At 44.8% G+C, this 19,082-nt stretch carries 21 protein-coding genes; 5 read left to right on the forward strand and 16 right to left on the reverse strand.

Features of this window, described 5'->3' with window-relative positions; translation table 11 throughout:
- Positions 1 to 15: 15 nt before the first annotated feature.
- Both KNP93_RS01265 and KNP93_RS01270 read right to left on the reverse strand, forming a co-directional pair.
- Positions 16 to 1,332 (reverse strand): PhoH family protein, encoded by a 1,317-nt coding sequence (locus KNP93_RS01265; RefSeq protein WP_131502660.1) that lies wholly within the window; start codon positions 1,330 to 1,332, stop codon positions 16 to 18.
- A 39-nt stretch (positions 1,333 to 1,371) separates the two neighbouring features.
- Positions 1,372 to 1,824, reverse strand: a complete 453-nt coding sequence (locus KNP93_RS01270) for a PNPOx family protein (RefSeq protein ID WP_131502661.1) — start codon at positions 1,822 to 1,824, stop codon at positions 1,372 to 1,374.
- Positions 1,825 to 1,940: 116 nt separating this feature from the next.
- Between KNP93_RS01270 and KNP93_RS01275 the strand changes: the two genes are divergently transcribed.
- On the forward strand, positions 1,941 to 2,144 hold the full coding sequence (locus tag KNP93_RS01275; protein WP_131502662.1) for a YlaI family protein: 204 nt from the start codon (positions 1,941 to 1,943) through the stop codon (positions 2,142 to 2,144).
- Positions 2,145 to 2,173: 29 nt separating this feature from the next.
- Here KNP93_RS01275 and KNP93_RS01280 read toward each other — a convergent pair whose 3' ends face one another.
- The 3 genes from KNP93_RS01280 to typA all read right to left on the reverse strand — a co-directional run bounded on the left by KNP93_RS01280 (position 2,174) and on the right by typA (position 5,590).
- Positions 2,174 to 3,223 (reverse strand): PQQ-dependent sugar dehydrogenase, encoded by a 1,050-nt coding sequence (locus KNP93_RS01280; protein ID WP_131972469.1) that lies wholly within the window; start codon positions 3,221 to 3,223, stop codon positions 2,174 to 2,176.
- 138 nt (positions 3,224 to 3,361) lie between these two features.
- On the reverse strand, positions 3,362 to 3,715 hold the full coding sequence (locus KNP93_RS01285) for a YlaH-like family protein (protein ID WP_012370870.1): 354 nt from the start codon (positions 3,713 to 3,715) through the stop codon (positions 3,362 to 3,364).
- A 27-nt stretch (positions 3,716 to 3,742) separates the two neighbouring features.
- Positions 3,743 to 5,590 carry a translational GTPase TypA gene (gene typA, locus KNP93_RS01290; protein WP_012370871.1) on the reverse strand — a complete coding sequence of 616 codons (1,848 nt, stop codon included), beginning with the start codon at positions 5,588 to 5,590 and terminating at the stop codon, positions 3,743 to 3,745.
- A 187-nt stretch (positions 5,591 to 5,777) separates the two neighbouring features.
- Here typA and KNP93_RS01295 point away from each other — a divergent pair, with 187 nt between their 5' ends.
- Entirely contained in the window at positions 5,778 to 5,948 is a 171-nt protein-coding gene (locus KNP93_RS01295; RefSeq protein ID WP_012370872.1) for a DUF5325 family protein, read from the forward strand.
- Between the two features lie 18 nt (positions 5,949 to 5,966).
- On the opposite strand, the gene KNP93_RS01300 is transcribed toward KNP93_RS01295, so the two are convergent.
- From KNP93_RS01300 to KNP93_RS01310, 3 genes are all read right to left on the reverse strand, one after another.
- A complete protein-coding gene (locus tag KNP93_RS01300; RefSeq protein ID WP_214853444.1) occupies positions 5,967 to 6,746 on the reverse strand; it encodes an inositol monophosphatase family protein in 780 nt (259 codons plus the stop codon).
- 138 nt (positions 6,747 to 6,884) lie between these two features.
- Complete coding sequence (locus KNP93_RS01305) at positions 6,885 to 7,073, reverse strand: hypothetical protein (protein WP_012370874.1); 189 nt, start codon at positions 7,071 to 7,073, stop codon at positions 6,885 to 6,887.
- Between the two features lie 234 nt (positions 7,074 to 7,307).
- Positions 7,308 to 7,580 (reverse strand): UPF0223 family protein, encoded by a 273-nt coding sequence (locus KNP93_RS01310; protein ID WP_131502664.1) that lies wholly within the window; start codon positions 7,578 to 7,580, stop codon positions 7,308 to 7,310.
- A 132-nt stretch (positions 7,581 to 7,712) separates the two neighbouring features.
- Here KNP93_RS01310 and KNP93_RS01315 point away from each other — a divergent pair, with 132 nt between their 5' ends.
- Entirely contained in the window at positions 7,713 to 9,200 is a 1,488-nt protein-coding gene (locus tag KNP93_RS01315; protein WP_114595399.1) for an aminotransferase class I/II-fold pyridoxal phosphate-dependent enzyme, read from the forward strand.
- Between the two features lie 53 nt (positions 9,201 to 9,253).
- Here KNP93_RS01315 and KNP93_RS01320 read toward each other — a convergent pair whose 3' ends face one another.
- The 5 genes from KNP93_RS01320 to pdhA all read right to left on the reverse strand — a co-directional run bounded on the left by KNP93_RS01320 (position 9,254) and on the right by pdhA (position 14,542).
- Positions 9,254 to 9,562 (reverse strand): SAV0927 family protein, encoded by a 309-nt coding sequence (locus tag KNP93_RS01320; protein WP_131502665.1) that lies wholly within the window; start codon positions 9,560 to 9,562, stop codon positions 9,254 to 9,256.
- Between the two features lie 102 nt (positions 9,563 to 9,664).
- Positions 9,665 to 11,077 (reverse strand): dihydrolipoyl dehydrogenase, encoded by a 1,413-nt coding sequence (gene lpdA / locus KNP93_RS01325; RefSeq protein WP_026827898.1) that lies wholly within the window; start codon positions 11,075 to 11,077, stop codon positions 9,665 to 9,667.
- Positions 11,078 to 11,080: 3 nt separating this feature from the next.
- The gene (locus KNP93_RS01330) at positions 11,081 to 12,379 is read right to left on the reverse strand and encodes a dihydrolipoamide acetyltransferase family protein (RefSeq protein ID WP_214852793.1); all 1,299 of its coding nucleotides are present in this window, start codon (positions 12,377 to 12,379) and stop codon (positions 11,081 to 11,083) included.
- A 99-nt stretch (positions 12,380 to 12,478) separates the two neighbouring features.
- Entirely contained in the window at positions 12,479 to 13,456 is a 978-nt protein-coding gene (locus tag KNP93_RS01335; protein ID WP_131502667.1) for an alpha-ketoacid dehydrogenase subunit beta, read from the reverse strand.
- A gap of 3 nt (positions 13,457 to 13,459) precedes the next feature.
- Positions 13,460 to 14,542 carry a pyruvate dehydrogenase (acetyl-transferring) E1 component subunit alpha gene (pdhA, locus tag KNP93_RS01340; RefSeq protein ID WP_012370881.1) on the reverse strand — a complete coding sequence of 361 codons (1,083 nt, stop codon included), beginning with the start codon at positions 14,540 to 14,542 and terminating at the stop codon, positions 13,460 to 13,462.
- A gap of 378 nt (positions 14,543 to 14,920) precedes the next feature.
- Between pdhA and def the strand changes: the two genes are divergently transcribed.
- Positions 14,921 to 15,460, forward strand: coding sequence for a peptide deformylase (def, locus tag KNP93_RS01345; RefSeq protein ID WP_131972466.1), 540 nt, complete (start codon positions 14,921 to 14,923; stop codon positions 15,458 to 15,460).
- 56 nt (positions 15,461 to 15,516) lie between these two features.
- Here the strand turns inward: def and rnjA are convergent, their stop codons facing one another.
- Positions 15,517 to 17,184: a ribonuclease J1 gene (gene rnjA, locus KNP93_RS01350; RefSeq protein ID WP_012370883.1), complete on the reverse strand. Its 1,668-nt coding sequence runs from the start codon at positions 17,182 to 17,184 to the stop codon at positions 15,517 to 15,519.
- A complete protein-coding gene (locus KNP93_RS01355; RefSeq protein ID WP_114595395.1) occupies positions 17,181 to 17,399 on the reverse strand; it encodes a DNA-dependent RNA polymerase subunit epsilon in 219 nt (72 codons plus the stop codon). Before KNP93_RS01355 ends, rnjA begins: the two co-directional genes overlap by 4 nt.
- A 170-nt stretch (positions 17,400 to 17,569) precedes the next feature.
- Here KNP93_RS01355 and KNP93_RS01360 point away from each other — a divergent pair, with 170 nt between their 5' ends.
- Positions 17,570 to 18,346, forward strand: coding sequence for a Cof-type HAD-IIB family hydrolase (locus KNP93_RS01360; protein WP_131972465.1), 777 nt, complete (start codon positions 17,570 to 17,572; stop codon positions 18,344 to 18,346).
- A 52-nt stretch (positions 18,347 to 18,398) separates the two neighbouring features.
- Here KNP93_RS01360 and KNP93_RS01365 read toward each other — a convergent pair whose 3' ends face one another.
- Positions 18,399 to 19,067 carry a potassium channel family protein gene (locus KNP93_RS01365; RefSeq protein WP_012370886.1) on the reverse strand — a complete coding sequence of 223 codons (669 nt, stop codon included), beginning with the start codon at positions 19,065 to 19,067 and terminating at the stop codon, positions 18,399 to 18,401.
- Positions 19,068 to 19,082 lie beyond the last annotated feature (15 nt).

Here is a 19,082-nt window from a genome sequence, read left to right on the forward strand (position 1 = left end):
TTTTGTCGTGTTTGCTTAGAGTAAGTCTGCTGCCAAGCGGGCCAGGCTTGACCGCTCGCCTTTAACGAGTTTGACATGCCCCGTCATTTTTTCACCTTTCAGCCGTTCGACTGCATAAGATAATCCGTTTGAATACTCATCCAAATACGGATGATCGATTTGTTGGGGATCGCCGACTAAGACAATTTTAGAATTTTCACCGACACGGGTCAAAATCGTTTTCACTTCATGTTTTGTCAGATTCTGCGCCTCATCGATGATAATGAATTGCCCCGGCATACTCCGTCCTCTGATATAGGTCAGGGCTTCCAGTTGAATCGATTTCATCCCCGCCAAAATGTTTCCTAGTTCGTCACCGGAACTCGTGTTGAATAAATGCTCCAAGTTATCATAAATCGGTTGCATCCAAGGCCGGAGTTTTTCTTCCATCTCCCCCGGTAAATATCCGATATCATTGCCCATCGGCACAACCGGCCGCGCAACTACCAATTTCTTATACCGGTGTTCATCTTCGACCTGCAATAACCCCGCCGCGAGTGCCAGTAATGTTTTTCCGGTTCCCGCTTTCCCGACGAGTGTGACAAGTGGAACGTCATCCCGAAGCAACAGTTCAAATGCCATTCGCTGTTGGACGTTTCGCGGAACGACACCCCAGACTTGATCGATGTCGAGTGATAGTGCACGAATAATCGGCATTTCTTGATCGACGACGGCAATGGCAGATGCTTTCGACACATTACTCTTTAAAATGACGAATTGATTCGGATGCACTTTTTCCGGAAGAACATCGACTGACAATCGTTTATCTTGATAAAAAGAATCGATGTATTCTTGATCAACGACCAGTTCAACAAAACCCGTATATAGTCCTGTCAGGTCAGCGATATGATCCGTCAAGTAATCTTCTGCGACTAACCCATACGCATCCGCTTTCACCCGGACTAAAATATCTTTCGAGACCAGGATGACATCCCGCCCGCTTTGTTGTTCTTTTTGTTCCCGATGAATCGACCAGGCCAGTTCAAGAATCTTGTTGTCGTTTGATTCATGCGTGAACGGTGAAACTTCACTGATGGAATCTCCGATATCAACCCGTAGAATCCCTCCATTCCCGAGCGGAACACCGGCATGGAGATGTCCGGTTTCCCGTAATTGATCAAGAATCCGCGCCGTTTCCCGTGCATTTCGTCCGACTTCATCCATATTCCGTTTTTTCCCATCCAATTCTTCTAAGACAATGGCCGGAATCACGACATCGTGCTCCTGGAATTGAAACAGAGACAACGGATCATGTAGCATGACATTGGTATCGAGCACATATATTTTTTTCATTCCATCGTTCGCTCCTTTAGAGTCGAGTTTTGATGAATGTTATCCTTTTAAAATATCCTGAATTTGTTGATCAAGTTTCAGAGCTGCTGCTTCATCATACGTTTTATGAACACGCGGCCGGTCCGACACGGCGGCCCCGTAGAATAAGATATCGCGGACTTCTTGAATCTGTCCTTCATACAACGCTACCTGTAAAGGTAATCGATTGTTCGTTTCCCAGGCTGCGACATCCGTACACGTTAAACTGTACGTTGATTGATCGGCAAAGAAAATAAGTGTAAAAACGGGATGATCAGCTAACGTTTTGACAAGTAACGAATCCGCTTCAATCGCAAAACGAATCGTTGTTTCATCTTTTGCGTACACCCAACTGATGGCATGTGTAATCGGCCAGCTTTTGCTCTGATCATGTGTGATTAAAAACACGAGTGGTAAATCTGTTAATGCCTTCATCTGCTGTTCACTCAGACGATGTTCCACTTTATTTGCCATGATACCACCCCCTCCGTTCCTTATTTTATTACTATTCGATATCGAATAAACGCATCCCTTTTTCAAGTTGAATAATTCTTAAATATGATATACTAAGAAAAAAAGGAGGACCTACCATGCGTGTTAAATGCACCATCTGCGATAAACGAGAAACCATCGACGACTGGTCCTTCACAGCCAAAAGATTGCGAAACAAACCAGTGCGCGTCTACATATGCGATGAATGCCATGAACGTATCACAAAGCGGACCGTTGCGCGGCAAGAAACAGGACAGTTCAACCTCTATCCGACCTGGGCGACAACTAAAAAAAGATGGTAAAAACTACTTTGGTTTTCAAAGTAGTTTTTTTACGGTTCGAGACGAACTAGGACATCATCTTCATCCGACGGATTTCCTCGTCCATCGCTATTGTTCGTGACGTAATACAGGTGTTGTCCATCCGTCATCACGTCCCGGATACGCCCCTGGTCCGTTACGAGTTGTTCCACTTTAGAGGTCGACGTTTCAATTGACCGGAGGCTCTGACCGACCAGCGTTCCAAAATACAACTTCCCCCCCTGTTCTGCTATTCCGCTCGGTGCAACTGAATTTTCACCCACTTCGTACCAAGGCGTTACTAATCCTTGCTGTTTTTCCGTTCCTTCAATCAATGGCCAACCATAGTTTTTTTGTTCAATCCGGTTGATTTCATCATGACCGCTCTGACCGTGTTCCGTTGCATACAATGTTTGATCGACAAAAACCAACCCTTGTGGATTACGATGACCGTAACTGTAGACGTATTCTCTTAAATTCCCCTTCGCCGGGCTGCCGTCGAGGTTCATACGGAGAATTTTTCCGGATAAAGAAGATAGTTTTTGAGCGTTTTCGGGGACTGCCGCGTCACCTGCCGTCACATATAATAATCCATCCGGTCCGATTTCAATTCGACCGCCATTATGAATCGATGCACCTGGAATCTCATCAAGTAACACGCGTTGCTCTTTCCACGATTCGTTCTCTTCCGTGATTTCAATGACTCGATTCCAAAGTGCACCCTCTTTCTCATACGTATGATAGACATACGCTATTCGGTTCTTTTGGAAGTCTGGATCAAGCGCCATCCCAAGCAGTCCGCCCTCCCCTTCTGCAACGACCGGTTCGGTCAATTCGAGCTCCATCCGGCTATACTTCCCTTCTGTTCCTTTGACGATTGTCCCTTCCCGTTCTGTAATATAAAAGGTCTGTTTGTTTTTTTCAATATTCCACGGTATCTTTAAATTTTTGAAAATGATATTACTTTCGACCGGCTCAGATGTTTTCGGAACCGATTTCGATGGATCTTCGGTCGTGGTTTCTGAACATCCGGCTAAAACAACAGCAAGACTGCACGGGATGCTCCATTTTCGGTTGATCATATCTATCACCTCTTGCTGTTTTTTTCCCGAACCTGCCGCAAACTATTCCTGGAATCGAACACGGATTACGTTTCCCTTCATTTCACATAAAAAAGTCCCGCTTCCAAAAGGAAACGGGACTTTTTTATTGATTTACGATCAAGAAGCAGTTCGTTCTCGCTCACGTTTGACCATCCACATCCGGAATCGGTAAATTCCGAGAATGACGACCATCGCAAGTAAGACTTCAGGAATCGGCCATGTCCAAAAGACGAGTGTTAAAGCAGCAGAAAATACCGCGAGTAACAAATAGACAATCAGTGATTTCCACCAGGCTAACTCTTTCGCAAAACCTAATTTAAAAACGATTAACGTCAAGATGACGACCGTAATCATCAGTGCATTAAATCCGGCACTCAAGTTATTCGGGTCACTTCCCACACCAAGCAATTTGGCAACGGCAGGAATATCAAATTTCGAGAAATCAGAAGCAACGGCAGGTTGTGCAGTCATTGCCAGTCCCCCTTACGTGTTAAGAGCTCAGTCTTTACCAAGACGACGGCGCTTGTCTTGTTTTTCACGTTCGTTTTTGTTTAATACTTGTTTACGAAGACGAACTGATTGCGGTGTGATCTCACAGTACTCATCTTCATTCAAGAATGTTAATGATTCTTCAAGTGAAAAGACACGTGGACGTTTAAGAACGTTTGTTGTATCTTTCGCAGATGCACGCATGTTCGTCAATTGTTTCGCTTTAACAACGTTAACAGCGAGGTCGACGTCACGGTTACATTCACCGATGATCATTCCTTCGTACACTTCAAGGCCTGGCTCGATGAAGATCGTTCCGCGGTCTTCGAGTGCAGAGATTGCATAAGCAGTCGCTTTACCTGTCTCGATTGAGACCATAACACCACTGCGGCGTCCACCGATGTCTGCATTGATGAACGGACGGTATTCTTCGAATGTGTGGTTCATGATTCCGTATCCGCGTGTTGCAGATAAGAATTCATTCCGGTATCCGATCAATCCACGTGAAGGAACGATGAATTCCATTTTTGTTTGTCCGTTATCCATTGTCTGCATGTTCGTCAGTTCACCTTTACGGAGACCGATCGATTCCATGACACCACCTGTGTACTCTTCAGGTGTATCAATGACAACGCGCTCAAACGGCTCAACTTTAACGCCGTCTTCAACTTTGATGATTACCTGCGGTTTAGATACTTGAATTTCGTATCCTTCACGACGCATGTTTTCAATCAAAATCCCGAGGTGAAGCTCACCACGGCCAGATACGATCCAGCGGTCCGGTGAATCTGTGTTTTCGATACGGAGCGAAACGTCTGTTTCAAGTTCTTTTTCAAGACGCTCTTCGATTTTACGCGAAGTGACGAGGTCACCTTCACGACCAGCGAATGGCGAGTTGTTAACGATGAACGTCATTTGAAGAGTCGGCTCATCAATACGAAGTAATGGGAGTGGATCGACGTGTGAAGTCGGGCAAACCGTTTCACCGACGTTGATATCTTCCATACCTGCGATTGCGATCAAATCTCCAGCTTTTGCAGCTTCAATTTCAACACGTTTCAGACCAAAGTATCCGAATAATTTTGTAACACGGAAGTTTTTGATTGATCCATCAAGTTTAGAAAGCGAAACGCTGTCTCCAACTTTGATTTCTCCACGGAAAACGCGTCCTACTCCGATACGACCAAGATAGTTATCGTAGTCGAGCATTGTAACTTGGAATTGTAACGGGTCCATGCTGTTGTCAACAGGAGCCGGTGTGTGTTCAAGAATCAAATCAAGAACGTTTGTAATTGTATCTTCTTGATTTTCAAGTTCAGGGTCAAATGAACTTGAGCCGTTGACTGCCGATGCATAAACGACTGGGAATTCGAGTTGATCTTCATCCGCTCCAAGATCGATCAAGAGGTCGACGACTTCGTCAACAACTTCGAGTGGACGGACCATCGGCTTGTCAATTTTATTGACGACGACGATTGGTTGAAGACCTTGTTCAAGTGCTTTTTTCAATACGAAACGTGTTTGTGGCATACAGCCTTCACGTGCATCGACAACGAGGATAACGCCGTCAACCATACGCATGATACGTTCTACTTCACCACCGAAATCGGCGTGACCTGGTGTATCAACGATGTTGATACGTGTATTTTTGTAATCAATTGCCGTATTTTTAGCAAGGATCGTGATTCCGCGCTCACGCTCGATATCATTTGAGTCCATTGCGCGTTCTTCGACTAGTTCATTCGCACGGAATGTTCCAGATTGTTTTAAAAGCTCATCGACGAGTGTCGTTTTACCATGGTCAACGTGGGCGATGATCGCGACGTTGCGTAAATCGTTTCTTACTAATGTTGTCATAGGTGTGTACCTCTTTCTGTTCATTTAAATAATCCATTAATACTTTCGGTCAACTTTAAGAGTATAGCACAGGTTGACTAGTAGTTGGCAATCACTTCGATTGAAGATGACAGCGAAAGCCTTTTCATTGTCCCTGATTCACGCTAAACTAAAGACGAGTTCATGTATCGTAAGGGGGAAATGACAAATGCGGATTCTTTTTTTATTGCTAGCCATTATCGCAGTCGGTTCAATGGCTGCCATCGGTATTTTTATTGCGGAGCAAAACGTACTGATGATTGTCGTCTCACTTCTTTTGACTATCGGAACAATGGGAGTAGGCTTCGTCTTAAAAGCTCGTTTACGTAAACAAGCTTAAACGCCCTCTAGGGGCGTTTTATTTTTGCACGTACGTTAAGACATCCTCAACGAATTGCCGGCTTCCTGCCAATACACTCGTTTGTTCAAGATACGTCATGTCCGCTCCCTCGATTGTCCCGACACGTCCGCCGAGTTCTTCAATCAAGACTTGTCCCCCTGTATAATCCCATGGCATGTTCCGCATCGTAATATATCCGTCGACCCGACCTGCCGCAACCCAGGCGAGTTCGAGTGAAGCCGCACCAACTGCCCGAACACCGACCGCATCACGGACAAGAGGCGCGAGCAGGTTGGAATCGATTCGCCGGTTTGCCGTCACCCATGTCGCATTCATGCAGATAATGGCTTCCTTGACCGGTCTCTCCTTGATTGGCGCAAGCCGGATTCCGTTTTCGTAAGCCCCTTGCCCTTTAATGGCATGAAACAGTTCATCCGCCATCACGTCATAGACGAATCCGTAACGTAATTCTCCCTCTACCATAATGGCAATCGAGATGGCGAATAACCGTTTTTGACGAATGAAGTTCATCGTCCCGTCAATCGGATCAACGAACCAGACCGTGCCCTCCAACGTATCCGGACGAACGATTCGTCCTTCTTCTCCGTACACATGGTGATCCGGATACCGATCCAAAATTCCTCGAATCAGTAAATCCTCAACATGCTGATCAATTTCTGTGACAAGATCACTTTTATTTGTTTTTTCTTCTATATGATACGCTTGATCCATCTTTTGACGAATATACTTTCCCGCCCGCTTGATTAGATCGATCGCATGTAACTCAATCCCTTGCATCCGACTCACCCTTTCCGTCTCCTTTAGACCGTCCTACCTTTTCATGATAACAAAAAAAATCAACCAACAAAAATTTCGCTGGTTGATTTTGGGATTATTTTATTATCGTTTATTCTATTTTAAAAGATATCATCTTGTTTACGCTTCAAGACGAACCATCTCTTGGCGGTATTTTTCAAGACGTTCCTTACTGGCACCCATCGCTTCCGTATCACTTGCTACGATTGCATCATGCAATGTCGCAAGTTCATAATCGATTTCAAGGCGCAAAACAGGAATGCGTTTTTCTGCATCTTTTCTTTTGTATGCTTCGATCACTTGTTTCACAGTAACCACACTCCTTCGCGGGATAAAAAACTCAGTTATCAGACAATTGCGACTAATTAGTGGATTGAATCCATAATAGTACGATTTAACTTAGATGTAAAGTATCTATTTTTCAATTTTACAGTTGTACGATATCGTCTTGTATGTAGTATATAACCAGTTTTTGTTTTTTCTAAACAAGCACCCCCTCTTCTGAACGGTCAGAAGAGGGGGTGCTTGACGATACGAATGTCGTTACTTTTTTAAACGCAACAAAGCATCTGTTTGTTTTCTTGCTTGCTGAACAGCCCGGTAGCTCGAACATCCTGTCTCTTCAAAATAAAACTGGTCGAGCTGTTTTTCTTCCGACTTTGAATTGACGATGGTTTTAAAAGCCTGGTAGGCATTCAAAAAGACCATTCGATCGATTCCTTTTTCGTAAGCCTCTTCGACCATATTAAAAAATTGGATGACTGTTACGATTTCGTCCGTAGACCAGTCCGGATTAATCGGATAATTGACCGCCATTGTGACACTTCCTTTCTTGACGCTTCCTATTTTACAACGAAATCGAACATAAAACAGTTGCAACCTTATGAAAAATTGTTATAGTTAGCTTGTTTGATTGTTTTTTTATTCGGTTTTAAGGGGGGAAATCTGGTGCAAACAAAAAGCTTAACACAGCTCGATACACCTTTATTCGATGCGCTGCTGGCGCACGCGAAACGTCAACCAATTCAATTTCATATTCCCGGTCATAAAAATGGCCAAGGAATGGATCCTGCTTTTCGATCATTTATCGGTCAAAATGCGCTCGATATCGATTTAATCAATATCGCGCCGCTCGATGATTTACATCATCCAAAAGGAATCATCAAGGATGCTCATCAATTAGCAGCCCAAGCTTTTCATGCAGACGAAACATTTTTCTCCGTTCAGGGAACGTCGACCGCCATCATGGCAATGATCATGAGCGTCGTCGGTCCGGACGATAAAATTTTAGTTCCCCGGAACGTTCATAAATCGGTCATGTCGGCTATCGTTCTTTCTGGAGCGCACCCGATTTTCATTCACCCCGAGTTTGATGAAATGTTTGGCATCGCTCATGGTATTACGCCAAGTGCCGTCGAGCGTGCTCTCAGTCTTCACCCGGACACGAAAGCGGTCCTCGTCATCAATCCGACGTATTTTGGTGTCGCAGGTGACTTAGAGAGCATCGTTACGCTTGCCCATAGTAAAGGGATCCCTGTCCTCGTCGACGAAGCACACGGTGTTCATATTGCGTTTCATGATGATATGCCGCTGTCTGCGATGCAGGCAGGTGCAGATCTCGCTGCGACAAGTGTTCATAAATTAGGAGGATCGCTGACCGGCAGCTCCGTCTTGAATGTACGTCGCGGACTCGTCTCACCGGATAAAGTCCAGGCCGTCCTGTCGATGCTGACGACGACTTCCACTTCCTATCTATTGCTCGCATCACTCGACTGCGCCCGCCGCCATCTGGCGATTAACGGAGAAGCAATGAACCGCCGGGCGCTCGAACTCGCGACACGGATGCGGATGGGACTCGCGAAATTGCCTTATCTCGCCGTGTTTGGTGAATCGGATTTGCATTCAAGTGCGACATTTGCCTTCGATCCGACAAAAGTGTTGATTTCCGTTAAAGGACTTGGTATTTCGGGCCATCTCGTCGAAGAATTTTTACGGGAAGAACACCGGATTGAAGTCGAACTGTCAGACTTAAACAACATCTTGTTGATCATCACTTCTGGTGATTCGGAAGAGACGATTGATGCCTTGCTTGCAGGAATGGCTGATCTTGTAGAGCGTCACCGGGATACGGGATCGAAAACCGCGTCCCACTCGATCGTCTTACCCGATATTCCGGCACTCGCCCTCAGTCCGCGTGATGCTTTTTATGAAGAAACAGAAACGATTCCACTCGCGGATGCTGTCGGTCGGATCTCGGCAGAGTTCATGATGGTCTATCCACCTGGCATTCCGATTTTCATTCCAGGTGAAATGATTACGACAGACAATTTGGCGTATATCAAAGAAAATATCGAAGCCGGTCTACCCGTTCAAGGACTCGAAGATCATACGCTCGAGACAATCAAAGTCATTCAACAATCGAACGCGATTCGTTAAAAAACGTGCATTAAAAAAAAGACCGCAACTGCTGAAAAAGCAATTGCGGTCTTTTAGTCTGCCTGTTCATAACTCGGAACATCCGGCAACAGTGTCGCTAAAAATTCCCCTACCGGCTCGGCATCAATGGTCTCGATGCCGAGTAACCGGTATAAAGCGTCTGCATCCAATACATCTGTGTGATCGAGCAATGCAGCGCGCCCGCTCGTGAGACTGACAACTAGCATCTTCCCAAAAAATTGTTTGGTAAAGACGACACCAAAATCGTACCGTGCTTGTTCCGTCGTCACACCGATAAACCTGACTTTATCTGTTTCTGAGACATGATACAGTTCTTCGAGTGGCGATAATTGCGATTCCATCGTGTCTCACCCTTTCTTTTTTATCCTTTTCCTGTTTTAAAGAAAGGTTAAACGAAACAAAAAAACCTTAAGCGGTCGGCTCCCCGCTTAAGGTTTTCTTGATTATTTAATGATGTGGATCGGGCTACCGATTGCAACTTCAGCAGTTTCCATTGCGATTTCACCGAGTGAAGGGTGCGCGTGGATTGTGAGTGCGATATCTTCAGCAGTCATTCCAGACTCGATTGCAAGTCCCATCTCTGCGATCATGTCAGATGCGCCTGTACCAGCGATTTGAGCACCGATCAAGAGACCGTCTGATTTACGTGTGATCATTTTCAAGAAGCCGTCTGGCTCGTTGAGTGCAAGAGCACGTCCGTTTGCAGCGTAAGGGAATTTAGAAGCGAGGTAATCAAGACCTTCTTCTTTTGCTTGCGCTTCTGTATAACCGACTGTTGCGAGTTCTGGGTCTGTGAAGACAACCGCAGGAATCGCGCTGTAGTCGAGGTATGCCGGGTGTCCAGCAGCCGCTTCAGCAGCAATTTTTGCTTCGAATGAAGCTTTGTGTGCAAGTGGTGGTCCAGGAACGATGTCCCCGATAGCATAGATGTTTTCGTTCGACGTACGGCACTGATCGTCGATTTCGACGAGTCCACGTTCGCTGACTTTAACTTCTGCCATTTCAAGACCGAGATCAGATGTGTTCGGGCGACGACCAACTGTGACGAGGACGTAGTCCGCTTCGACAGTTTGTGTTTCACCTTTGACTTCAAACGTAACTTTCACGCCTTCTTCTGTCTCTTCAACACTTTGTGCAAGTGCTTCGTTGTGAATCGTGATGTTCCCTTTTTGTTTGAGCTTTTTCTTGACGACTTGTGTCATTGCCGGCTCGAATCCAGAAAGGATATCTTTTGTTCCTTCTAAGATGACAACTTCAGTATCAAAGTTAGCATACGCTGTTCCGAGCTCCATTCCGATGTAGCCGCCGCCGATGACGATGAGTTTTTTCGGAAGTTCAGGAAGGTTCAATGCGCCTGTTGAAGAAAGGACACGTTTTGACCATTTGAAAGCCGGAAGTTCGATTGGAGTCGAACCAGTTGCGATGATACATTTTTTGAATTTGTAAGGTGTAGAAGAATCTTCATTGATGATACGAACTGTATCTTCAGATTGGAAGTAAGCTTCCCCAACGACTGTCTCGACGTTGTTACCTTTAAGAAGACCACCAACACCGCCAGTCAATTTGTTGACAACAGACTGTTTCCAAGACTGAACTTTTGAAAAGTCGACTGCGACGTTTTCAGATGTGATTCCCATTGAATCTGAACCTTTTGCATGTTGGAAGTTGTGTCCAGCTGTGATCAAGGCTTTTGACGGGATACATCCGACGTTCAAACAAACACCACCGACGTTTTCACGTTCGACGACTGTTACTTTAAGTCCGAGTTGCGCACCGCGGATTGCAGCGACGTAACCACCAGGGCCAGCCCCGATTACGAGTAAATCTGTTTCTTGTGCGAATTCACCTACTACCATTGCTTATCCCTCCATAATGAGAAGTTGTGGGTCATTTAACAAACGTTTAACCAAGTTAAGCGCGTTTTGTGCTGTAGCACCATCGATGAGACGGTGGTCGAAGCTGAATGAAAGAGCAAGTACTGGTGCTGCAACGATTTCGCCGTTTTTGACGACCGCTTTTTCAGCGATACGACCAATACCGAGGATTGCAACTTCTGGGTGGTTGATGACAGGTGTGAACCATTGTCCGCCAGCAGAACCGATGTTTGTGATTGTGATCGATCCGCCTTTCATTTCGTCACCAGAAAGTTTTCCGTCACGTGCTTTACCAGCAAGGTCGTTAATGTTATCTGCTAATCCGAAGATTGATTTACGGTCTGCATCTTTGACGACAGGAACAACAAGACCGTTGTCTGTGTCTGCTGCGATACCGATGTTGAAGTAGTTTTTGTAAACGACTTCTTCGTTCACATCGTCGATCGATGCGTTGATTGCAGGGTATTTCTTAGCCGCTGCTGTCAATGCTTTCACAACGAATGGAAGATACGTTAATTTCGTACCTTGTGCTGCCGCAACTTCTTTGAAGTTTTTACGGAGTGCAACAAGATTCGTAACATCGACTTCATCCATCAATGTAACGTGTGGTGCTGTATGTTTCGAGTTGACCATTGCTTTCGAAATCGCTTTACGGATTCCTTTGATCTTCTCGCGTGTTTCAAGCTCAGGTTGAGCTGCAACATACGGTTTCACTTCAGATTTAGATGCTGAAGCTTGTGCTGCCGGTGCTTTTTCTTCTGCTGCTGGTGCAGTTGAAGATTGTCCACCGTTTGCAAATGAATCGATGTCTTCTTTGACAACGCGACCGTTGTCACCAGAACCTTGAACTTCACGGATGTCGACACCTTTTTCACGTGCATATTTACGCACTGAAGGCATTGCGATAACGCGTTCTGATTTATGGATTTGAACTTCATTCGGTTTGTCTTCGACTTTTTTATCTGTGTCTTGGACGTCTTTTGCATTGTCTGCCGCTTTAGGCTGCTCTGGTGCTTCTTCTTCAGAAGGAGCTGAACCTTCGCCTTCCACATCAAACGTGATCAATACGTCACCAACGACGGCTACGACACCCTCGTCGACTTTTACTTCTTTGACTGTGCCATCAACTGGTGACGGAATTTCAACGACTGCTTTATCGTTTTGTACTTCAAGAAGAATGTCATCCTCTTTGACTGTGTCGCCTGCTTTAACGAACCACTTTACGATTTCACCTTCGTGAATACCCTCACCGATATCCGGTAATTTGAATTCAAATAAACCCATTTGAATTAGCCTCCTTTTATTTCACTCTTCTGGTCGATTGTTATCTTTAAAACGGAAGCAAGGAGAGAATTACCTCTCTCCTCTTTTTCCGGTTCACTCTTAGAAATTGTAAACAGTTTTCACTTTTTCAACGATATCTTTGTGGTCCGGAAGCCATGAATCTTCACCTTGTGCGAATGGGAAGATTGTGTCAGGTGCCGTGACACGAAGAATTGGTGCTTCGAGGTCAAGAATTGCGCGCTCTTGAATTTCAGTTGCGACCATTGCAGCCACACCTGCTTGTTTTTGAGCTTCTTGAACAACAACCACACGGTTTGTTTTCTTAACTGATTCAACGATTGTATCGATGTCAATCGGGCTGATTGTCATCAAGTCGATGATTTCAACGCTGATGTTTTCTTTTTCAAGCTCTTCAGCAGCTTTCAATGATGCGTGAACCATTGCACCGTACGTTACGATTGTAACGTCAGTACCTTCACGTTTGATGTCTGCTTTTCCGAGTTCGATCGTGTAATCGCCCTCTGGCACTTCACCGCGGAATGAACGGTACAGTTTCATGTGCTCAAGGAAAACGACTGGATCGTTATCACGGATTGATGCAATCAAAAGACCTTTTGCATCATACGGAGTTGAAGGGATGACGACTTTAAGTCCTGGTGACTGAGCCATTAATCCTTCCAGGTTATCTGCATGAAGCTCAGGTGTTTTAACACCGCCACCAAATGGTGAACGGATTGTGACAGGTGCGCTGTACGTGCCGCCTGAACGGTAACGTAAACGTGCGAGTTGTGCTGCTACAGAATCAAATACTTCGAATACGAAACCGAAGAATTGAATTTCCATGATTGGACGGAAACCAGTTAAGCTGAATCCGACTGCAAGACCACCAATACCAGACTCGGCAAGTGGTGTATCGAAGACACGGTCTTCGCCTAATTCGTCTTGAAGACCTTCTGTCGCACGGAATACCCCACCGTTTTTACCGACGTCTTCACCGAACAAGAGAACTTGCTCGTCGCGTTTCATCTCGACGCGCATTGCGTCAGTGATCGCTTGGATCATCGTCATTTGTGCCATGGGTTATTTCGACTCCTTTGCTGTATACTCATCAAGCTGCTCTTGCAGGTTTTGTGGTAACTTTTCAGCCATCACGTTGATGAAGTCTGTTACTTTTTGTTTCGGTTCTTTATCTGCTTGAGCGAGTGCTTCTTTTACATCCGCTTTTGCTTGTTCGATGACTTCGTTTTCTTTGTCTTCGTTCCAAAGACCTTTTGTTTCCATGAACGCACGGAAACGAACGAGTGGATCTTGTGCTTGGTACTCATCGTCCATATCTTTTGTACGGTAACGTGTTGGGTCATCTCCAGCAAGTGTATGCGGTCCGTAACGATATGTGAGTGTTTCGATCAATGTCGGCACCCCGTTCAGTGCTTCAACACGAGCTTGTTTCGTTGCTGCGTAGACAGCAAGAACGTCCATTCCGTCAACTTGGATTCCGTTGATTCCGGCTGCAACGGCTTTTTGAGCGATTGTTTTCGCCATCGATTGTTTTTCAACCGGTGTTGAAATCGCAAAGCGGTTGTTTTGGACAACGAAAATTGCAGGTGCTTTGAATGCTCCAGCGAAGTTCATACCTTCGTAGAAGTCACCTTGTGATGATCCGCCATCACCTGTGTACGTAATTGCGACTTGCTCTTTTCCACTTTTCTTAAGACCGAGTGCAACACCGGCAGCTTGCACGATTTGTGCACCGATGATGATTTGCGGCATTAAGACGTTAACACCTTCAGGAATCTTACCACCTGTGATGTGTCCGCGTGAGAATAAGAATGCTTTGTAAAGCGGGAAGCCGTGGAAAACCATTTGCGGGATATCACGGTATCCTGGAAGAATCCAGTCATCTTTATCTAAAGCAAATTGTGAACCGATCATTGACGCTTCTTGCCCAGCGACTGGCGCATAGAAACCGAGACGTCCTTGACGGTTGAGTGAGATTGCGCGTTGATCCCAGATACGTGTGTAAACGAGACGACGCATTAATTCCGTAAGTTCTTCATCTGAAAGATCCGGCATAGCGTCTTTGTTGACGACTTCACCTTTTTCATCCAGAATGCGGAATGTTTCAAAGTTTTCTTCCACGTTTTTAAACATGTTTAAGTTCATCTTTTCACCTCATCCTTTCACTGTGCTCAGCGAAATATTCCTCTGACTGATTTGCTCACATACGAATAGTGTTCAAAAAATGAAGTCCCGTATGACCTTTTCTTGAACATATATCTGTGTACCTATCCAGTTGAGTAAACTGTATTAACATGACTAGACACGAAAGCATGTCTTGTTCATTACGTTACAAGTATAAAACTGTAACACCTATAAAATCAAAGGAAATGTTTTATTTTTTTTAGCGGATGTTCTTGTGAATGACCTCACATTCGAAGAACGGCTTTACTTCTGTACTATTCATCATTTTACAACTGTGTTAGTTATTAATATTCCTCCTTTGATATGCTATAATTTTTCTAGATGAAAGGGGTGTTGTTCATGATTACCATGAATGAAATCGTTCGGGAAGACGTTCCTTCGCTTCACAAACGTTCTGTCGATGTTACCTTCCCCCTCAGCGAGGAAGATAAAGAAACGATGCGTCTGATGATGGAGTATCTTGCCAACAGTCAGGACGACGAGTTAGCTGAAAAATATGATTTGCGTAGCGGGATCGGACTGGCGGCTCCCCAAATCGGGGTCAACAAACGGATGTTTGCCATTCGCCTGCAAGACGGGGATGATATTCTCGAGTTCGGGATCTACAATCCGAAAATCGTCAGTCATTCCGTTGAACAAACATATCTTGCCGGCGGTGAAGGTTGTTTGTCCGTTGACCGGGAAGTCGAAGGCCATGTACCGCGCTATATGCGTATTACCCTGTCTGGCATCGATCATAACGGAAATCCTGTAAAATTAAGATTAAAAGGATTAAAAGCAGTCGTCTGCCAGCACGAATATGATCATTTGGATGGCATCATGTTTTACGATCGAATCGATCCGAAAGAACCGTTCAAGGAATATGGTTCATCGCTTTAATTTAATTAAGAAACAACAAAAGGACATTTCCAACATAAGGAAATGTCCTTTTTTATTTATACTTCCATGATGATTGGCATGATCATTGGATGACGTTGTGTTTTTTCAGTCAAGTACGGTGTCAATGTATCATTGATGACTTGTTTGATATCCGTCCATTTTGTATTTCGATTCGCCAAAGATTGCTCAAGTGAACGCTTCAACAAGCGTTCTGCATCCTTGATCAAGTTACCTGATTCACGCATGTAAACAAATCCGCGTGAAATGATATCCGGTCCTGAAACAAGACGATTTGTTTTAGAATCAAGTGTTACAACGACGACGACCAATCCTTCTTCTGAAAGAATTCGTCGGTCACGCAGGACGATATTCCCAATATCTCCAATTCCTTTTCCATCTACATAGACGGCATTCGCTTGGATTTTACCGGTAATCGCAGCTGCATTGGCATCGAGTGCCAAGACTTCACCGTTGTCCATGACGAAACAGTTTTCTTCCGGTACACCGGCGTCCATTGCAAGCGACATATGTTTTTTCAACATCCGGTATTCTCCGTGGATCGGCATGAAGTATTTCGGCTGCAGGAGACGAAGCATCAACAATTGTTCTTGTTGACTGCCGTGACCTGATGTATGGATGTCATTTAACTTGCCATACATGACATCTGCACCGGCTTTGTACAATTGGTTGATCGTTTTTCCGACAGAAACGACGTTTCCTGGAATCGGAGAAGACGAGAAGATAACCAAGTCGTCCGGAATGATTGAAATCTGACGGTGTGTCCCGTTAGCGATCCGGCTTAGGGCTGCCATCGGCTCCCCTTGTGAGCCTGTGCAAAGAATCGTCAGTTCGTTCGATTTATACCGTTTCATTTCATTCGGTTCAATGATTGTTCCTTTAGGTGCTTTGATGAAATCAAGTTCCTGACCAATCATCATGACTTTATCCATGCTCCGACCGAACACGACGATTTTACGCCCTGCTTCGACCGATGCATTGACGACTTGTTGCAAGCGATAGATATTCGAAGCGAATGTCGCAAAGATAATCCGACCTTCTGCTTTACGGAAGATGTTTGAAATCGTATCTCCGACGACACGTTCACTCATCGTAAAGCCTTCAATCTCAGCGTTCGTCGAGTCTGATAACAGACAGAGAACACCTTCCTTGCCGAGTTCCGCCATTTTTGTTAAGTCAGCAGGTTCTCCGACTGGTGTGAAATCGAATTTGAAATCACCGGTATGGACAATGTTGCCCTGCGGTGTTTTGACAACGACGCCAAACGAGTTTGGAATCGAGTGTGTCGTCCGGAAAAACGAAATGCTTGTCTTCCGGAATTTGATGATTGAATCCTCATCAATTTCATGTAACTCGGCCGTCCGTAACAAACCGTGTTCTTCAAGTTTTACTTTAATGAGACCAAGTGCAATTTTCCCAGCATAAATTGGTAAGTTGACTTGTTTGAGTAAGAACGGTAATCCCCCGATGTGGTCTTCGTGACCGTGGGTGATGAAGACCCCTTTTACTTTATCTTTATTTTTAATCAAGTACGTGTAATCCGGAATGACGTAGTCAATTCCAAGTAGTTCATCTTCCGGGAACATGACACCGGCGTCGATGACGATGATCTCATCTTGAAATTGAACGACGTACGTGTTCTTCCCGATTTCTCCTAAGCCACCGAGTGCGAAAACGGCTGCTTGATGGTTTTTAACGAACTTCATGCGAACGTTTCAACCTTATAGTCTGGGCTTAGTTTTTCATATTCAAGGAATTCGCCGCTTAACTCACGGATGAATTCGACATTGATATCTTTGATGAGGTGATCAATCGCTGTTCGCACTTCACGAATGTTCTCTCCCTCAACATACATCACTTCTGTCCGTTCCCGTACTGGGGCTTCCGAACGAAGCGGTTGATAAAATACTTTAAAAATCATGTTTAGCAACTCCTTATCAGTCCATTGTTTTTTGTCCTTAGATTAGTATACACGATATCCTACTATTTTTTCATCCTATTCCTAAACCAAGGTCGGCGTAAACGTTAACGCTATGCTATAATTCCACATGTATCCGGCTGAACAGCCAATTAAAAAGAGAAGGTGAAACCATGGCAAATCAGAAAGTCGTCTTTTTCGATATCGATGGAACCTTACTTCACGATGGTCATTTTGTTCCCGAGTCGACCAAACAGGCAATTAAACAGCTACAAGCAAATGGTGTTTATGTAGCCATCGCGACCGGACGTGGTCCGGCGATGTTATCCGGTGTGCGCGAACTGCTCAACATCGATACGATCATTGGTTATAATGGTCAAATCGTTGTTCATCAGAACGAGGTCATTTACAGACGCCCACAACCGATTGAAGATCTTAAGCACTTAACCGCTCGCGCACATCAAAACGGTCATACACTCGTCTATCTAGGTGAAACACAGGGTTTCTCAACTAAACCGTCAGATCAGTTGGTCCAGGAATCCCTTGGAGAACTGGATATTCCTTTACCCGCCTTCGATGAGCAAGCATTTACGACACATGATGTCTTCCAAACGCTTGTCTATTGTACCGCTGAAGAAGAAGCCGAGTACACTCAAAATTACAAAGCCTTTGACTTCATCCGCTGGCATCCGAATGCGATGGATGTCATTAATGTCGGTTCGTCAAAAGCTGATGGTATCAGACAATTCCTGAAGTTGACGAATATCCGGCGCGAAGATACGTTTGCCTTCGGAGATGCGCTGAACGATCTAGAAATGTTACGTTATGTCGGAACCGGCATCGCAATGGGCAATGGTCTTGCTGAAACAAAAGCGGCGGCTGACTTCGTCACAAAACACATTCTAGAAGACGGCATCGAACACGGTCTGAAAGAATTCCAACTCATTTAAATGTAACAAGTACTCAAAAGGCCGAGGAATGATTCCTCAGCCTTTTTTGATATTAATTTTTCACTTTATGGATGGCACGTTCCAAACGGTCCAAGTCATCATTTTCGCCAATGACGACAAGGTAATCTCCTTTTTCAATCAATTCATCCGCTTGTAAGGAAATCATGACGTTTTCGCCTCGTTTGATTGCAACGACGTTGGCACCGTACTTACTCCGCAAATCCAAGTCGATTAATGTCTGATTGGCCATTCGATCACTGACTTTGATTTCAACGATTGAGAATTCTTGTGATAAATCGAGATAATCTAAAATATTTGAACTCATCAGTCCGTTCGCAATCCGGACCCCCATATCCCGTTCAGGGTGAACGATGAAGTCGGCTCCAATCTTACGTAACACCTTTTCATGGTAATCATTTGTCGCTTTGACGGTAATCGATTGAACACCGAGCTCTTTTAAAATTAAAGTCGTCAAAATCGACGCTTGAATATTTTCACCAATCGCAACGATGACATGGTCAAAATTGCGAATCCCAAGACTCTTTAAGACGTTTTCATCCGTCGTATCCGCAATGACAGAATGCGTCGCAATCCCCATGTATTCATTGACACGCTCTTCATCCGAATCAATCGCCAGAACGTCATATCCATTCTTTGATAATTCCCGGACAATCGAACCCCCGAACCGACCTAAACCAATTACTGCGAACTCTCCATTCATGTTCAACTCTCCTTC

Origin of the sequence: Exiguobacterium sp. s166 (assembly GCF_018618855.1) — a bacterium.
GTDB lineage: Bacteria > Bacillota > Bacilli > Exiguobacteriales > Exiguobacteriaceae > Exiguobacterium_A.

Coding starts and splice junctions, on each gene's coding strand:
- KNP93_RS01360 (WP_131972465.1), top strand. CDS start 17,570: ATGGCAAATCAGAAAGTCGTCTTTTTCGATATCGATGGAACCTTACTT.
- KNP93_RS01285 (WP_012370870.1), bottom strand. CDS start 3,715: ATGACTGCACAACCTGCCGTTGCTTCTGATTTCTCGAAATTTGATATT.
- KNP93_RS01275 (WP_131502662.1), top strand. CDS start 1,941: ATGCGTGTTAAATGCACCATCTGCGATAAACGAGAAACCATCGACGAC.
- KNP93_RS01355 (WP_114595395.1), bottom strand. CDS start 17,399: ATGATTTTTAAAGTATTTTATCAACCGCTTCGTTCGGAAGCCCCAGTA.
- KNP93_RS01265 (WP_131502660.1), bottom strand. CDS start 1,332: ATGAAAAAAATATATGTGCTCGATACCAATGTCATGCTACATGATCCG.
- KNP93_RS01270 (WP_131502661.1), bottom strand. CDS start 1,824: ATGGCAAATAAAGTGGAACATCGTCTGAGTGAACAGCAGATGAAGGCA.
- def (WP_131972466.1), top strand. CDS start 14,921: ATGATTACCATGAATGAAATCGTTCGGGAAGACGTTCCTTCGCTTCAC.
- KNP93_RS01310 (WP_131502664.1), bottom strand. CDS start 7,580: ATGGCGGTCAATTATCCGATTAATCCGGACTGGTCTACGGACGAAATC.
- KNP93_RS01330 (WP_214852793.1), bottom strand. CDS start 12,379: ATGGGTTTATTTGAATTCAAATTACCGGATATCGGTGAGGGTATTCAC.
- KNP93_RS01320 (WP_131502665.1), bottom strand. CDS start 9,562: ATGGAATCGCAATTATCGCCACTCGAAGAACTGTATCATGTCTCAGAA.
- KNP93_RS01300 (WP_214853444.1), bottom strand. CDS start 6,746: ATGCAAGGGATTGAGTTACATGCGATCGATCTAATCAAGCGGGCGGGA.
- lpdA (WP_026827898.1), bottom strand. CDS start 11,077: ATGGTAGTAGGTGAATTCGCACAAGAAACAGATTTACTCGTAATCGGG.
- KNP93_RS01280 (WP_131972469.1), bottom strand. CDS start 3,223: ATGATCAACCGAAAATGGAGCATCCCGTGCAGTCTTGCTGTTGTTTTA.
- KNP93_RS01295 (WP_012370872.1), top strand. CDS start 5,778: ATGCGGATTCTTTTTTTATTGCTAGCCATTATCGCAGTCGGTTCAATG.
- typA (WP_012370871.1), bottom strand. CDS start 5,590: ATGACAACATTAGTAAGAAACGATTTACGCAACGTCGCGATCATCGCC.
- KNP93_RS01335 (WP_131502667.1), bottom strand. CDS start 13,456: ATGGCACAAATGACGATGATCCAAGCGATCACTGACGCAATGCGCGTC.
- KNP93_RS01365 (WP_012370886.1), bottom strand. CDS start 19,067: ATGAATGGAGAGTTCGCAGTAATTGGTTTAGGTCGGTTCGGGGGTTCG.
- pdhA (WP_012370881.1), bottom strand. CDS start 14,542: ATGAACTTAAACATGTTTAAAAACGTGGAAGAAAACTTTGAAACATTC.
- rnjA (WP_012370883.1), bottom strand. CDS start 17,184: ATGAAGTTCGTTAAAAACCATCAAGCAGCCGTTTTCGCACTCGGTGGC.